Below are 14565 nucleotides of genomic sequence, written 5' to 3' on the forward strand. Positions count from 1 at the left end.
GGGGAGATGCCCGGCAGGGCAGAGGGGGGTAAAGCCCCACCCACCGACACAACCGCTCCGGACGCTATTCCTTCGGCAGCGAAAACCCCAGCGGCCGCCCGTTTTCATAAAACACCCGCACATCCTCCAGCGCCACGCCCGTCCCCGTCTCATTGAGGCTGTGACGCTCACAGGCGACATTCCATGTGCCGGGGCCACCGGAAATATGGAAGAGATTATAGGCCGCGCGCGGTTTTTCCCCACCCGGTCCCTGGCTGGCGGAGGAAATGCCCACGACCGGAATGTGGTCTTCCCCATGATGCGTATTCAGCCAGTAAACCGTGTTGAGATGGGTATGGCCATGCAGCACGAGTTCCGCGCCGCCGACGCCGAGAGCGGCGGCAAAGCGACGAACGCCGAACATGCGTTTGTGGGGGGCAGTGGCACCCCGGATCGGCGGATGATGGATCATCACAACGCGGAACAGCCCCTGTTCACCGGCTTTTTTTAAAAGCTCCGCCGTGGCGCGGGCCTGCCGGTTACCGAAGTAGCCGGTTGCCGAAAAGGGCGGTGTCGCAATCGAGGTGGAGCAGCCAATGAGTGCGACGGGACCGCGCACGCGCATATAGGGAAAAATCTTGCGGTCGTCGTCCCATTCCAGCGGGTCGCCATCGCCGCGCACGTAAGGGTACCAGGCCTGCATGGCCTTGTCGTGCGCGCCGGACACATAGGCGTCGTGATTGCCGGGAACGACGGAGGTTTTTTCGGGATCGCCCACTTCCTCCAGCCAGTCGGCGGCGGCGCGGATTTCAATGCCGGTCGCAAGATTGACGAGATCGCCGGTAATAGCCAGATGATCCGGTGACTTTGTCTCGAGATCGTCGAGCAGTTTTTCCAGCGTATCGGTGAAGAGATGCTTGCGGCGGTTGCGGTGCCAGTTGACAAAACCGGTGATACGCTTGGATGCAAGTTCGCGGAAAGTGAGTTTTGGCAGTGGCCCTAAATGGACGTCTGAAATATGGGCAAGTTTGAACATGGCGGCAGAGATAACCTATGATATGCCGCGCGTCCAATAAAAGCCGGCAGGCGGGGAGAAACCAGGGTGAATGACGAAACAACCGGGCGGCAGGCCCGTCCGTTCCATATGCGTGTCTTCATCCGCTTTCTGCATTTCGTTTTTCTGTTCACGCGCGGCGCCACCCTTGGCGTGCGTGCGGCCTGTTTCGATGAAAAGGGCAGGATTTTTCTGGTGCGGCACACCTATCTGCCGGGCTGGTATCTGCCGGGCGGCGGGGTGGAACGTGGTGAAACGCTGCTCGTGGCGCTGCACAAGGAAATCCGCGAAGAAGGCAATCTCGAAGCAGCTTCAAAGCCTGAGCTTTTCCACGTCTATCTCAATCTGGAGGGCAGCAATCGCGATCATGTCGCGCTTTACCGGCTTGATGTCACCCAGACTCGGCCGAAAAAGCCGGATCATGAAATTGCCGAAAGCGGCTTTTTCGATCTTTCGGCTTTGCCGGAAGGGGTGACAGCCGCCACTCGCCGCCGCCTCGCGGAACTTGCCAGCGAAGCGGAAATCGCCGACCACTGGTAGCGGCGGGAGGCTCTCCGTCAGGAGAGCGCCTCGCGGCCATGGGCCATGGTCAGGTCCAGTTCCGGGCCGACGGGTACGATGCCGGTGGGATTGATGGTGCGGTGGCTGCGGTAATAATGTTCCTTGATGTGGCGCATATCCACCGTCTCCGGCACGCCCGGCGTCTGCTAGAGATCGCGCAGGTAACCCGTCAGGTGCGGATAGTCGTGGATGCGGCGGATATTGCATTTGAAATGGCCGACATAGACGGGGTCGAACCGCACCAAAGTGGTGAACAGGCGCCAGTCCGCTTCCGTCTGTTCCGCACCGAACAGGAAGCGCCGGTCCTTCAGGCGGTCTTCCAGCATATCCAGCGTTTCGAACACCTTCACGGCATTCTGCTGATAGGCGTCCTGCGTGGTAGCGAAACCGGCCTTGTAGACGCCGTTATTGACGGTGTCGTAGATCACGTCGTTCAGTGCATCGATCTCGCCGCGCAGCTCTTCGGGATAATAATCGGCCTGCGAGCCGGTGAGATCGTTGAAGGCGGAATTGAACATGCGGATGATTTCCGCCGATTCATTGGAGACGATGGTGCCGCGCTTTTTGTCCCAGAGCACCGGCACGGTGACTCGCCCAGAATAACGCGGGTCCGCCTTTGTATAAACCTGCCAGAGCGTCGAGGAGCCGAAGAGGTGATCCTCGGTCGCGCCCGGCGTGCGCTCGCCCTCAGGCTTGAATTCCCAGCCGTTTTCCAGCATCAGCGGATCGACGACGGAGACGGAAATCAGGTCCTCCAGCTTTTTCAGCTTGCGGAAAATCAGGGTGCGGTGCGCCCAGGGACAGGCGAAAGAGACATAGAGGTGGTAACGGTCCTTCTCGGCCTCGAACCCGCCTTCTCCGGAAGGGCCGGGCGCGCCATCCGCTGTGATCCAGTTGCGGAATTGCGAGGCGCTGCGCTTGAAGTGCCCCTTGGTTTCCTTGGTGTCATACCAGACGTCTTTCCATACGCCTTCCACCAGCATGCCCATGACGGTCTCCTTGATTGTTTCCTTTTGAGCGATCCTAACCGTTCTGCACTCTCCCGCGAACCCGCAAGGCGTTGAACAATGCGTTTCCGATCCTGTGGGAACTGAATGGGATAGCGCAGAGATTTGTTCTGGACGGGTGGGAATTTTCCTGATAACTGCAATTTTCACAAATCTGAGGAAATTGCTGACTATGATCGAACCACGGATGCTCCGACGACGCTGACGCTCCTGAACGCCCTTACTGGCGCAGCCGTCATCTATTGTCGCATCCGCATTCTGGAAGTTTCGGTCTCTTCATGTCCAAGCACGATCTTGTCTACCTCACCGAGGACGCGTCGCACGACGCCATCATCGACGTCATCAACGAAGAAGCATTCGGTCCCGGCAGGCATACCCGTGCCGCAGCGCGCATTCGTGAGCAGGGGCCGCATGACCGGTCGCTGTCCTTCGTCTGCGCCGATGGTGGCGAAACCATTGCTTCGGTGCGCATGACGCCGGTTCTGGCGGGCGGGGTGAAGGGCCATATGCTCGGGCCCCTTGCGGTGCGGCCCTCGCACAAGAACAAGGGCATCGGCCGGGAACTCGTCCGTATCGCCATTGCCGCCGCCCGGCGTAAGGGCTCCGAAGCGGTGATCCTGATCGGCGATCCGCCCTATTACATGCCGCTCGGTTTCGAGAAGGTCGCTTATGCGGCGCTCGATTTTCCCGGCCCGGTGGACCCGAACCGCGTGCTCGTCGTGCCGATTGGCGACGACGTGCACCAGCGGCTGAAGGGCAAGATCGGCTGGCGCAAATGCGAGGCCGTGATGCCGGCCGCCACGGCGGAAGATGAGGGTTTTGAGGAGCCACTCAGGGTTTACGGCTGAGGGGGGTATCGCAAGGGCTTTGTGCTTTTTAGTGCAACATAAAACCCCCGTCATTCCGGCCTTGAGCCGGAATCCAGCCGACGCGCGTCTGCGCGGGGAAAGAATCCCTTTTCAGCCCAAGGACTTGGGCTGGCTGGACCTCGGATCTAGTCCGGGGTGACGGAAGGGATGTTACGCATTACGGGAACCATCGAGACTGCCGTGCCAATCCTCGCGGGATGAAACCTTGAGGGGTGTCTGTCTCGAAACAACGCGTCTCCCTCCACAGAATTCAATTCCGTTTCCTCCCCCTATACGATAGCAAGTCAAAGTCGATTTCTGCAAAGGGGCGGGGCATGACGGCGATTACCATGAACGATGCGCTGGAGCGCGCGGGCGCAGGCGCCTATCAGCGCAGGCTGATGGGCATATTCGGCCTCGTCTGGGCGGCGGATGCCATGCAGGTTCTGGCAGTTGGCTTCACCGCCGCCTCGATTGCCGCAACCTTCGGGCTGACGGTGCCGCAGGCGTTGCAGACCGGCACGGCGTTCTTTTTCGGCATGCTGCTGGGTGCTGCCGGTTTCGGGCGGCTGGCGGATCGGTATGGACGTCGCCGTGTGCTGATCGTCACCGTGGCCTGCGATGCGCTGTTCGGCGTGCTTTCGGTGTTCGCGCCTGATTTCACTATTCTGCTCGTCCTGCGTTTTCTCACAGGGGCTGCCGTGGGCGGCACGCTGCCGGTGGATTATGCGATGATGGCCGAATTCCTGCCCGCCAAAAATCGCGGCCGCTGGCTGGTCTTTCTGGAAGGCTTCTGGGCTGTCGGCACGCTGATCGTGGCGCTGACCGCCTGGGGCGCCAGCCTTGCCGGTGTCGCCGATGCCTGGCGTTATATTTTCGCCGTGACGGCTTTTCCGGCGGTTCTCGGCCTTGGCCTACGCTTTCTGGTGCCGGAATCGCCGCTTTACCTGCTGCGTAGCGGGCGGTTGGAGGAAGCCAAGGCCGTCGTCAACCGCATGCTGGTGACGAATGGGCGTGCGCCGCTCGATGCCGGGACCGGGCTTTTCCAGCCTGACGTGGGCAAGGGGCAGGGGATATTTTCACCGGCGCTCCGGCAGCGCAGCATCATGATCCTTACCATCTGGTTCCTCGTTTCCGTTTCCTACTACGGCGTCTTCACCTGGATGCCGGCGAAACTGGCCGGAGACGGTTTCGGTTTCGTGCGGGGTTATGGTTTCCTGGTGCTGGTGGCGCTGGCGCAGATTCCCGGTTATGCGCTTGCCGCCTATGGCGTCGAAAAATGGGGCCGCAAGCCGACGCTGATCGGTTTCTGCCTGCTCTCCGCGCTCGGTTGTCTGCTCTTCACGCTGGCTTCGGCGGGCGCGATGATCGCCGCCTCGCTTCTCATCATGAGTTTTGCGCTGCTCGGCACCTGGGGCGCGCTTTATGCCTATACGCCGGAACTTTACCCGACGGAATCGCGGGCGACCGGCATGGGGGCCGCAGGCGCCATGGCAAGGCTCGGCGGCCTGCTGGCGCCGTCTCTGCTTGGTTATGCCATAGCGCAGGGTTTTGGCGTTGCAATCGGCATTTTCGCCGGCCTGCTGGTGCTTGCCGCCATTGCCGCGACGATGATCAATGCGGAAACGCGGCAGGTGGCGCTGACTTGACGCGCCCTTCCCGCGCAATGGCCTGACCCGTTGAGGATCAGGCCAGGCTGTTTCGCAGCTTACAGCGCCGTGTAGTTGACCGGCAGCCAATCGTAATTGGTGCTGTCGGTGCGCACATGGCCGATGCCGGGAAAGGCGATATGCGCGCCGGCAACCAGATATTTGCCCTCTACCGCCTGTTTAAACGCTAGATCACGCGCGACGACGGCGGCCTTCTGGTCGACGTCGAATTCGATGGCCACATCAGGCTCATCGAACTGGAGGATATCGCCATGGGTGATATCGCCCCAGAAGACGATTTTCTGGCCGTCGCTTTCGAGAACGACAGCGCTGTGGCCGGGCGTGTGGCCGGCATAAAGGATAGAGCCGAGACCGGGAACCGGTGCGGCATTGTCGCCGAATGTCTCGAACTTACCGGCATCAATATAGGGCTGGATGCTTTCCTTCGCTTCGGCATAACCCTTCTTCAGCGCTTCAGGGGCCGCCTTGGCTTTTGCCGCATCGAGCCAGAAAGCGGCTTCACGCTCGTTGACGTGCAGGGTTGCATTGGCAAAGACGCGTTTGCCATCGGCCGATAGCCCGCCGGAGTGGTCGGTATGGATATGGGTGAGGACAACGTCATCTATATCCGCGGTTTTATAACCGGAGGCCTCGATATTGGCGACGAGCCTGCCGAGGGACGGGCCGAGATAGGCGCCGGTGCCGGCGTCGATCAGCACTAGCCTGTCGCCGGTGTTGACGAGAAATGCGTTGACCGAGGTAGGCGTCTCTTCCGGCAGGAAGGCGTCCTGCAAGACCTTTGAGGCGTGTTCCGGCGTGGTGTTGGTGTAGATTTTGGCGAGCGGCAGCGCGATGACGCCGTCCGAAAGGGCGGTGACTTCCACCTTGCCGACCATCAGTCGATAAAAGCCGGGTGCCTGTGTCGCGGCAAACGGTGCCTTGGCGAATGCGACGACGGGGGCAACGAAAGGGGCGGCGAAGATGGCGCTGGCGGCGCCTTTGAGAAGTGAGCGACGGGAGGGCATTGGGGGCTCCTGGGTTGAGGGAATGTCTTGAAACTTTCCGCACTCCAGCTAAGTGTAGGCAGGCCAGCAATCAAATCGATGTGACTTATGCAAACTATCGATCATTTCAATCTCCGTTCCTTCGACCTCAATCTTCTCATCGCTTTCGATGCGATGATGGAGGAGATGAACGTTACGCGCGCCGCGCGCCGGCTGAAAATCCAGCAGCCGGCCATGAGCCATAATCTCTCCACCCTGCGCACCCTGTTTCAGGATGAGCTTTTCATCCGCGTGGGGCAGGAGATGAAGCCGACGGCACGGGCGCTCCATCTGGCCGGCCCGGTGCGCCAGGCGCTCCGGCAGGCGCAGGCGGCGGTGATGACAGCGGATGTGTTCGATCCGGCCACCGAGCGCCGCACGTTCCGGCTCGGCATGTCGAGCGAGGTGGAGCTGTTGCTTTTGCCGGATCTGACGGCGCGGCTGCGGGAGATTGCGCCCGGTATCCGCATCCTGGCCCGCAGCGGGCAGGAGCAGGAAATTACCGCGATGCTCGATACGGGCGTGATCGACATGGCTGTCGGATGCACCTATTCTAAGGAACAACGCCACCATTGCGAGCCGCTTTATTCCTCCAGCGTGCTTTGCTGTTTCAATCCGGCCTTGCTCGATCTGCCCAATCCCGTCGGACTGGACGCCTATATGGAGGCCAAACATGCGGTTATCTCGCAGACGGATAGCCTGCATGGCTGCATCAAGGATGCGCTGGAACTGAGCGGTTTGGAAATCGACGTCGTTGCGGCCGCACCGGATTTCCTCTCGGTGCTGGCAACGGCGCGATCCTCGGCGGTGCTGGCGACCGTGTCTTCACGCATCGCGCTGCGTTATGCGCCAATGCTGGGGCTGGAAATAAGCCCGGTGCCGGTGACGCTGAGTTTCCCGCCCGTCGCCATGGTCTGGACATTGCAGACCGATGCGGATGCCGGAGCCGTATGGCTTCGCCAGCAAATCCGCGAGGCCATGGGCCGAACGGTCGAAGGTGGGGTAGCGGGGATTGCCGCCTAGAACCGCTTCTCCAGCCAGGTGATCGACTGGCCGCTGGAAAGGGGGCCAAGCGAGCCTATCTTCGTGAAACCGTAGCGCTCATAGGTTCTCAGGGCATCCGGGTTCATCGTGTCGATATAGGCGCCCATGCAGCCGCGCTTTCTGGCTTCCGCCTCCGCCATGGCAAGCAGCTTCGGTCCTGTGCCCTGACCGCGCATGGCCTCCGGCACGAAAAGAAGCTGCACGTAAAGCCAGCCGCGAGCGGTATGGCCCACCAGACCGCCGGTGACGGTATTGTCGTCATCACGGATGGTGATGTTGAGTTCGCGTTTGTCGCTTTCGCCGAAACGGGCGAGATTATAGGCCACCAGCGGATCGCGAATGGCCTTTTCGGCCTCTGCATCCGCGACATCGCTCAAAACGAAATTCATATTCATCTTCCCGGGCCGCCGGGCGGCGGCCGTTTCCCGTTTTCCGTTCCGAGACTTGAAGCGCCTTAAGCTCTTCGCTGGAAACGCCCTTACCGGCCCTCACGCCACCACAGCGCGGAGAAGGCGAGCAGCAGGGCGGCAAGCCCGGCAAAACCGGCAAAGAGCGGCAGGGTGTTGACGCCTTTCAGCACCGTCTCGTCGGTCATGCGTATCAGCATGCGATCCTCATCGGCAACCCTGATATCTCCGCGCACGGGCAATATATCGGGCAGCGCGATACGGCCGGAATTGTCGGCGACACGGTGCACGCTGCCCTTGGTGGCATCGGCCAGCGGCTTCAGCGTTTCGGTGGTCGAGATCATCGCCTTGAATTCCGGCGCATCCACCGCGCCGACATGGACGAGGGTGGTGAAATCGCCGTTTTTGATTTCGAACAGGCCGGTTTCGTCCATGCGGCGCTCGATCCTGTAAAGACCGGGCTCCGTGCTGGTGAAGGCCATGTTCTCGGTTTTGCCGGAAGGGAAACGCACGCTGACCTGACCGGGATCGTCGCCGATGGTCTGGCGGGTGATCTGCAGGGTGCGGCCGTTGGCGCGCGCCGTCAGCGCCTCCTCCTCAAGCTCGGGCTCCTTCATCAGCCAGTGGGCGATGCGGCGGTAAAGCGCCACATGCGGGCCGCCGCCTTCGAAACCGCGCGCCCACAGCCAGCCCTGATCGGACAGCAGCATGGCGACACGGCCTTCGCCCTGACGGTTCAGCACCAGAAGCGGGTCCTGCCCGTCGCCCAGCATCACGGTCTGGCCCTGTGGTGGGTCGACGCTGATGGTGCGGAACCAGCGGCCCCATTGCGGCGGCTCGTTGCCCGAACCTTCCAGCCCGCGGGTGACGGGGTGTTTTTTGCCCGCTTCCGAAAGGCGCGGATAAAAGGCGGCCTGATGCACCTGACCGGTCGGCTGTGCCGGCAGCACGGAGGCGAGCGGCGTCATGGCGATCGAATCCTGACCGGCATGTTCCGGGCCTGCGGCAATCAAGAGCGCGCCGCCCTTTTCGACATATTGGGCGATGTAATCGTAATAGAGGATCGGCAGCACGCCGCGATGCTGATAGCGGTCGAAGATGATGAGGTCGAAATCCTCGATCTTTTCGACGAATAATTCGCGGGTAGGGAAAGCGATCAGCGAGAGTTCGTTGATCGGTGTGCCGTCCTGCTTTTCCGGTGGGCGCAGAATGGTGAAATGTACAAGATCGACCGAAGCATCGGATTTCAGGAGGTTACGCCACGCCCGTTCGCCGGCATGGGGTTCGCCTGAGACGAGCAGCACGCGGAGATTCTGGCGTATGCCTTCGATCAGATGAACGGCGCGGTTATTGGCAGCCGTCACTTCGCCGGGAAGCTCGGCGACGGAAAACTCCATGACATTGTTGCCGCCGCGCGGAACCTTGAAGTTGAACGGCGTCGGCTGGCCGGGTGTGGCCTGAAGCGTGGCGATTTCTTCGCCATTCATCTTCACCGTCACTTCTGCCGAACCGCCGCCTGCGGGGCGGCCGTCATCGAAGACACGCAGCGTCAGCTGCTGTTCCTCGTTGACGATGCCGAAGCGCGGGGCGCGGACGATCTCGATACGGCGGTCGAATTCATCGGCCTTGCCGGTGATCAGGCCGTGCACGGGTGCGCGAAAGCCGAGCGCCTGTTCGGCGTTGGGCAGGGCATTGGGGATATCATGAATCTGGCCGTCGCTGAGGAAGATCGCGCCGCCGACACGCGACGGCGAGACATCGGAAACGGCGGAGGAAAGTGCGGAGAAAAGCTGCGTCGAGGGCGAATCGCTCTCGCCATCGTCGCGCACTTCCACGATGCGCGGCTCGATACGCGGGAAGCGCGACAGCCGGTCTTTCAGCGTCTCCAGCGCCGTATCGGTCATCTGCGGCCGGTCCTGCACGTCCTGGCTCTGCGAGCGGTCAACGATGACGGGCACGATGGTGGAGAGCGGCTCGCGCTCCTCCTGCGTCAGGAGCGGATTGGCGATGGCGGCAAGCAGGGCGGCGAGCGCCAGCCCGCGCAGCCATGCGCCGCGCACGCCGCGCCACAGGCCGATGAAGGAAAGCGCAAGAGCGGCGACGGCCAGAACGGCGATCACGATCCACGGCAGGAAGGGGGCGAAGGTCAATGTCATGTCACTGCCCCAACCGTTCGAGAAGTGCGGGAACGTGGACCTGATCGGCCTTGTAGTTGCCGGTCAGCATGTACATCATGATGTTGACGCCGGAGCGGAAGGCATGCTCGCGCTGCATCTCATCAGGCGGCACCGTTGGCAGAACCGGCGCGCCCTGCGGATCGACGGCCCATGCGCCGGCGAAATCATTGCCCGTTATCATGATCGGCGTCACGCCATCGCCGGAGGAGGAGAGACCCGAGGTGGTCTTGGCCGCCCCCTGCCGCGATTCCACCCAGAGCGGCGAGCCGTTGTAACGGCCGGGGAAATTGGTGAGCAGGTAGAAGGAGCGCGTCAGAACGTGATCTTCCGGCACGGGCTCCAGCGGTGGGATATCGATATTGGCGAGGATCGCCTGCAGGCGTTCGCCGTTAGGGCTGGTCGCACCGGTGTCGAGCGAAGAGAACTGGTCGCGCGTGTCGAACAGCACGGTGCCGCCGGCGCGCATATAGGCGTCGATGCGAGAAATCGCGGCGCTCGACGGCATGGGGGCAGTCGCCGATACCGGCCAGTAGATGATGGGATAGAAGGACAATTCATCCTTGGAAATATCGAGTCCAACCGGCTGGCCGGGTTCCAGCGTCGTGCGCCAGGTCAGGAATTCGCTGAGACCCTGGAGACCCTGCTCGGAAATGCGGTCGACATCGTCTTCGCCGGTCCGGACATAAGCGAGATGCGTCGTGTCCAGTCGCTCGAAAATTTGCTCGTCGCCGGGTTTGGGATCGTCGGCGCGGGCGTCGGTTGGCGACATGGCGGCAAAGGCGCCAAGCGCCAGAAGCACGGTGGCGGCCGTGGCGCTGCGGGCTTTCGGCAGGCGTGCGAAGGCGCCGTTCATGAAGAGCACGATCAGGCTGTCGGCAATCAGCATCAGGAAAGCGGCGATGAACAAAGCAGGGCGCAGCGATTTCGCGGTTTCGCCGATCAGGGCTTCGCTGGTGGTGCTGACACCGGCGGCGGAGGTGTCGAGCGGGCGCAGCGTCGCGCCTGCGGGTAAGAGGTTGAGAGCCACGAAACCATCCTCTGTGCCATAGAGGCCGGGGGGATTGTCGAAACCGGTGCGGGGCGGTTGGCCGGCGCGCATTTCCAGCGGCCGGGCAGTGCCGATTTCGGCTGAAAGCGCGCCTTCCGCCGTCAGCAGCCGGAAGGGCGGAAGGGCGGCAGCCGGGGCATTGGCGTTGGCGGAAGCGCCGCCCGCCTTCGACAATTGCACGATACGGCGCAGCATATCGACGAAATGGCCCGAGATCGGCAGGTCGGACCAGCTTGCCTCGGCGCTGACATGGAAGAGCACGATACGGCCAGCCTCGACATTGCGGGTGGTGACGAGCGGCGTGCCATCGGCAAGGCTTGCCCAGGTGCGTTCAGCCAGATCAGGTGTCGGTTCGGCCAGAACCTGACGCTTGACGAGGACACCGTCCGCCTTCGGCATGCCGGCAAAGGCGCCGAAATTCGGGAAATCGGCAAGCGGCTGCGGCTCCGCCCAGGAGAGCGCGCCGCCAAGCGCGCGTTCGCCCTGCCTGAGTGTTACAGGCACCAGCGGGTCGTCGGCGGGTGCTGCCGCAAGGCGCGGCCCGGCAAAACGGATCAGCGTGCCGCCGCCGGCAAGCCACCGCTGCATCGGCTCATAAGTTTCCTGCGGCAGACGGCCGATATCGGCCATGACGATGACCGAAGGATTGGATTGCAGGATTTCCGGGATTGCCTGCGCCAGATCGGCCTGCCGCTGCGGGATGAGATCGGCAAACGGCTGGAGCGCGCGGCTGATATAATAAAGCGGCTGCAGCAGCGGCTGGAAATCATTGCCGGTTTCGCCGGCCAGCAACGCCACGCGGCGGCGACGGAAACCGTCATCCAGAAGATGCACCGCACCCGCCGTCGACACGCCTTCGAGGGACAGGCGGGCGAAATCATTGCGCAGCTCGAAGGGCGCTTCCACCGTTGCCGTGGTTTCGGCCGCGCCGGGCGCGAAGTTTGCGACGCCGTTGGCGAGGATGCGGCCTTGGCTGTCCTGCGCATTGACGGTCAGCCGGGCGGCTTCGGCGGTATCGAGGCGCGACAGTGTGACGCTCATGGCATCGGCATTGTTGGTGGCGCCGGTAATGGCTGTAATCGCCTTGCCGTCGCCCTTCACGATGCGGAATTCGGCGGGGGAGAGGCTGGCAAGCGTTCTCATCGCGCTTTCATCCTGCGCGGTTTGAACGCCATCGGCAATATAGGCGATCGTGCCGGGAGCCGTGCCGTTCAGCGCCTCGGTGATGGCTTCCGTCGTGCGGACACGATCTGGAACGAGCGGCTTCGGCTTTGCTGCGGCGAGTTTTTCCAGTGCTACGGCTGTCGTTCCCGGTACGGCGTCATGTTCCGCATCGGCGGTGAAGCTGATGGAGACGGGGCGGTCGGCGCGCTCCGCATCGCCAATCAGCGCCTGAGCGGTGGCCACGCGCCTTTCCCAGTCGGGCGCGGAGGCCCAGCTATTGTCGACCACCAGCACCAGCGGGCCGCTGCCGGCAATGCTGTTGTTGCGCGGGTTCACCACCGGATCGGCCAGCGCGAAAATCACGGCGGCGGCGAGAGCCATGCGCAGCAGGGTCAGCCACCACGGGCTTTTCGACGGCGTTTCCTCGCGTTTCAGCACCGTCGCCAATATCTTCAGCGGTGGAAACACCTCCGCCTTGGGGCGCGGCGGGGTGAGCCGCAGCAGCCACCAGATGGCGGGCAGCGCCAAGAGGCCGAAGAGGATGTAGGGGCTGGTGAAGACGAAAGGCAATGCGCTCATCTGTGCCCACCGCCCTGTGCTGGCGCGCCGGAAAGATACATGTGCATGGCCACAAGCGCCTCGGAAGCGAGATGGTCTGTGCGGTGGAACACGAAGTTCCAGCCGAGACGGCGCAGCGACGAGGACAGCGCCTCACGCCTTGCGAGATAGGCGCGGGTGTAATCCTCGCGAATGGTTTCGGCACGGCCGGACACCAGTTTTTCGCCGGTTTCCGGATCGGTGAATTCGGTGCGGCCGGAGTAGGGGAAGGTTTCTTCGGCCGGATCGGCAATTTCCACCACATGGCCGCGCAGGCCGCGCCGCGCCAGAGGCGAAATCCGCTCCATCACGGCTTTGGCATCATCGAGAAAATCGCCGATGAGGACGATGTCGCTCGCGCCGCGAATCATGCCCGTTTCCGGCATACCCGTTGTCAGCGGCGCGTGCATGATGGCGGCGGCCAGCCGTTCGGCGGCGTTTCTGGCCGAAACCGGCTCCATGATGCCGGGGCAACCGATGCGCTCGCCCGAGCGCGCGAGGATTTCCGCCAGCGCCAGCATCAGCACCAGCGCGCGGCTTTCCTTGGAGACGGAGCCGAGGGTGGATTTGAACATCATCGACGGCGACATGTCCGCCCAGAGCCAGATGGTGTGGGCGGCTTCCCACTCCCGGTCGCGCACATAGGTATGATCGTCGCGGGCCGAGCGCCGCCAGTCGATGCGCGACAGGCTCTCGCCTTCGGCATAGGGGCGGAACTGCCAGAAATTTTCGCCTATGCCGCGCTTGCGGCGGCCGTGCCAGCCGGCGGTGACGGTGTTGGCGATGCGCTTTGCCTCGACCATGCAGTCCGGCACCAGGGCTGCGCGCTGGCGCGCGCGCGCCAGAACTTCGCTACCCGGCGTCTTGTCTACGATCTGGCCGATGGATGCCACATGCAGTCCTTTCGCGAACGTGCGTTCAGTTCTTCGCCTGCTCCACGAGGGCTGCGATGACATCGCGCACCGACATGCCTTCGGCGCGGGCCGCAAAGGTCAGCGCCATGCGGTGCTCCAGCACCGGTTCGGCGAGCGCATGGACATCGTCCAGCGACGGGGCGAGCCGGCCTTCGTAAAGCGCACGGGCGCGGGCCGTCAGCATCAGTGACTGGCCGGCGCGCGGACCCGGCCCCCAGACAACGTGTTTGTCGGTCAATTTGTTGCCATGGCCGGGGCGGGCGGAGCGGACGAGCGAGAGGATTGCATCCACCACCTTGTCGCTGACCGGCATCTGGCGGATGAGGGCCTGGATTTCCATCAGGCGCCCGGCATCGATCACGCCGCGCGCTTCGCCCGAGGCGGTGCCTGTCGTGTCGAGCAGGATCTGGCGTTCGGCGGCAAGTTCGGGATAACCGACATCGACCTGCAGCAGGAAGCGGTCGAGCTGGGCTTCGGGCAGCGGATAGGTACCTTCCTGTTCCAGCGGGTTCTGGGTGGCAAGGACGTGGAACGGCTTCGGCAGCTCGTAGGTCTGGCCGGCCATGGTGATGTGATATTCCTGCATGGCCTGCAGCAGCGCAGACTGTGTGCGGGGGCTGGCGCGGTTGATTTCGTCGGCCATCAGCAGCTGGCCAAAAATCGGACCCTTGATGAAGCGGAAGGAGCGGCGGCCGTTTTCGTCCTGATCCATGACTTCGGAACCGAGGATATCCGACGGCATCAGATCCGGCGTGAACTGGATGCGATTGGCATCGAGGCCGAGCACGGTGCCGAGTGTGGTGACGAGCTTGGTCTTGGCGAGGCCGGGAACCCCGACGAGCAGCGCATGGCCGCCGGAAAGGATGGCGAGAAGCGTGTTCTGCACCACTTTTTCCTGGCCGAAAATGACCTTGGAGACTTCCGTGCGGATGGCCGCTATGTCTGAAAGCGCCTTTTCGGCCGAGGCGACGATGGCCTTTTCATCGAGGGTTTCGCCGGTATTCATCACGCCCATGTCGCTCTCCTCATACCTTCGCCGCTGTCACAGTCGCCTCCCGGTTTTGCTGGCCGCT

The 14565-nt window shown here is 62.7% G+C and carries 11 protein-coding genes and 1 pseudogene; 4 read left to right on the forward strand and 8 right to left on the reverse strand.

The window, feature by feature from the left end:
• Positions 1-64 precede the first annotated feature (64 nt).
• Positions 65-1015 (reverse strand): metallophosphoesterase family protein, encoded by a 951-nt coding sequence (locus ACQZ5K_RS18825; RefSeq protein ID WP_448741099.1) that lies wholly within the window; start codon positions 1013-1015, stop codon positions 65-67.
• Positions 1016-1081: 66 nt separating this feature from the next.
• On the opposite strand from ACQZ5K_RS18825, the gene ACQZ5K_RS18830 reads away from it, so the two are divergent.
• Entirely contained in the window at positions 1082-1573 is a 492-nt protein-coding gene (locus tag ACQZ5K_RS18830; protein ID WP_003523075.1) for an NUDIX domain-containing protein, read from the forward strand.
• Positions 1574-1590: 17 nt separating this feature from the next.
• On the opposite strand, the pseudogene ACQZ5K_RS18835 reads toward ACQZ5K_RS18830, so the two are convergent.
• A pseudogene (locus tag ACQZ5K_RS18835) lies at positions 1591-2583 on the reverse strand (glutathione S-transferase family protein).
• A 296-nt stretch (positions 2584-2879) separates the two neighbouring features.
• Here ACQZ5K_RS18835 and ACQZ5K_RS18840 point away from each other — a divergent pair.
• Positions 2880-3449, forward strand: a complete 570-nt coding sequence (locus ACQZ5K_RS18840) for a GNAT family N-acetyltransferase (RefSeq protein WP_448741100.1) — start codon at positions 2880-2882, stop codon at positions 3447-3449.
• A gap of 335 nt (positions 3450-3784) precedes the next feature.
• Positions 3785-5098: an MFS transporter gene (locus ACQZ5K_RS18845; RefSeq protein WP_448741101.1), complete on the forward strand. Its 1314-nt coding sequence runs from the start codon at positions 3785-3787 to the stop codon at positions 5096-5098.
• Between the two features lie 59 nt (positions 5099-5157).
• On the opposite strand, the gene ACQZ5K_RS18850 is transcribed toward ACQZ5K_RS18845, so the two are convergent.
• Positions 5158-6123: an MBL fold metallo-hydrolase gene (locus ACQZ5K_RS18850; protein ID WP_448741102.1), complete on the reverse strand. Its 966-nt coding sequence runs from the start codon at positions 6121-6123 to the stop codon at positions 5158-5160.
• A gap of 87 nt (positions 6124-6210) precedes the next feature.
• Between ACQZ5K_RS18850 and ACQZ5K_RS18855 the strand changes: the two genes are divergently transcribed.
• A complete protein-coding gene (locus tag ACQZ5K_RS18855; RefSeq protein ID WP_448741103.1) occupies positions 6211-7164 on the forward strand; it encodes a LysR substrate-binding domain-containing protein in 954 nt (317 codons plus the stop codon).
• Here the strand turns inward: ACQZ5K_RS18855 and ACQZ5K_RS18860 are convergent.
• The 5 genes from ACQZ5K_RS18860 to ACQZ5K_RS18880 all read right to left on the reverse strand — a co-directional run bounded on the left by ACQZ5K_RS18860 (position 7161) and on the right by ACQZ5K_RS18880 (position 14507).
• Entirely contained in the window at positions 7161-7574 is a 414-nt protein-coding gene (locus tag ACQZ5K_RS18860) for a GNAT family N-acetyltransferase (RefSeq protein WP_448741104.1), read from the reverse strand. The two genes, ACQZ5K_RS18855 and ACQZ5K_RS18860, sit on opposite strands and share 4 nt — an antisense overlap.
• A gap of 89 nt (positions 7575-7663) precedes the next feature.
• Positions 7664-9748 carry a hypothetical protein gene (locus ACQZ5K_RS18865; protein WP_448741105.1) on the reverse strand — a complete coding sequence of 695 codons (2085 nt, stop codon included), beginning with the start codon at positions 9746-9748 and terminating at the stop codon, positions 7664-7666.
• A 1-nt stretch (position 9749) separates the two neighbouring features.
• Entirely contained in the window at positions 9750-12560 is a 2811-nt protein-coding gene (locus ACQZ5K_RS18870; protein WP_448741106.1) for a DUF4159 domain-containing protein, read from the reverse strand.
• Entirely contained in the window at positions 12557-13471 is a 915-nt protein-coding gene (locus ACQZ5K_RS18875; protein ID WP_020808613.1) for a DUF58 domain-containing protein, read from the reverse strand. The genes ACQZ5K_RS18870 and ACQZ5K_RS18875 overlap by 4 nt, the downstream gene beginning before the upstream one ends.
• A 25-nt stretch (positions 13472-13496) precedes the next feature.
• Positions 13497-14507: an AAA family ATPase gene (locus tag ACQZ5K_RS18880; protein WP_065655696.1), complete on the reverse strand. Its 1011-nt coding sequence runs from the start codon at positions 14505-14507 to the stop codon at positions 13497-13499.
• Between the last annotated feature and the right edge of the window lie 58 nt (positions 14508-14565).

This window comes from Agrobacterium sp. 22-226-1 (assembly GCF_053522345.1).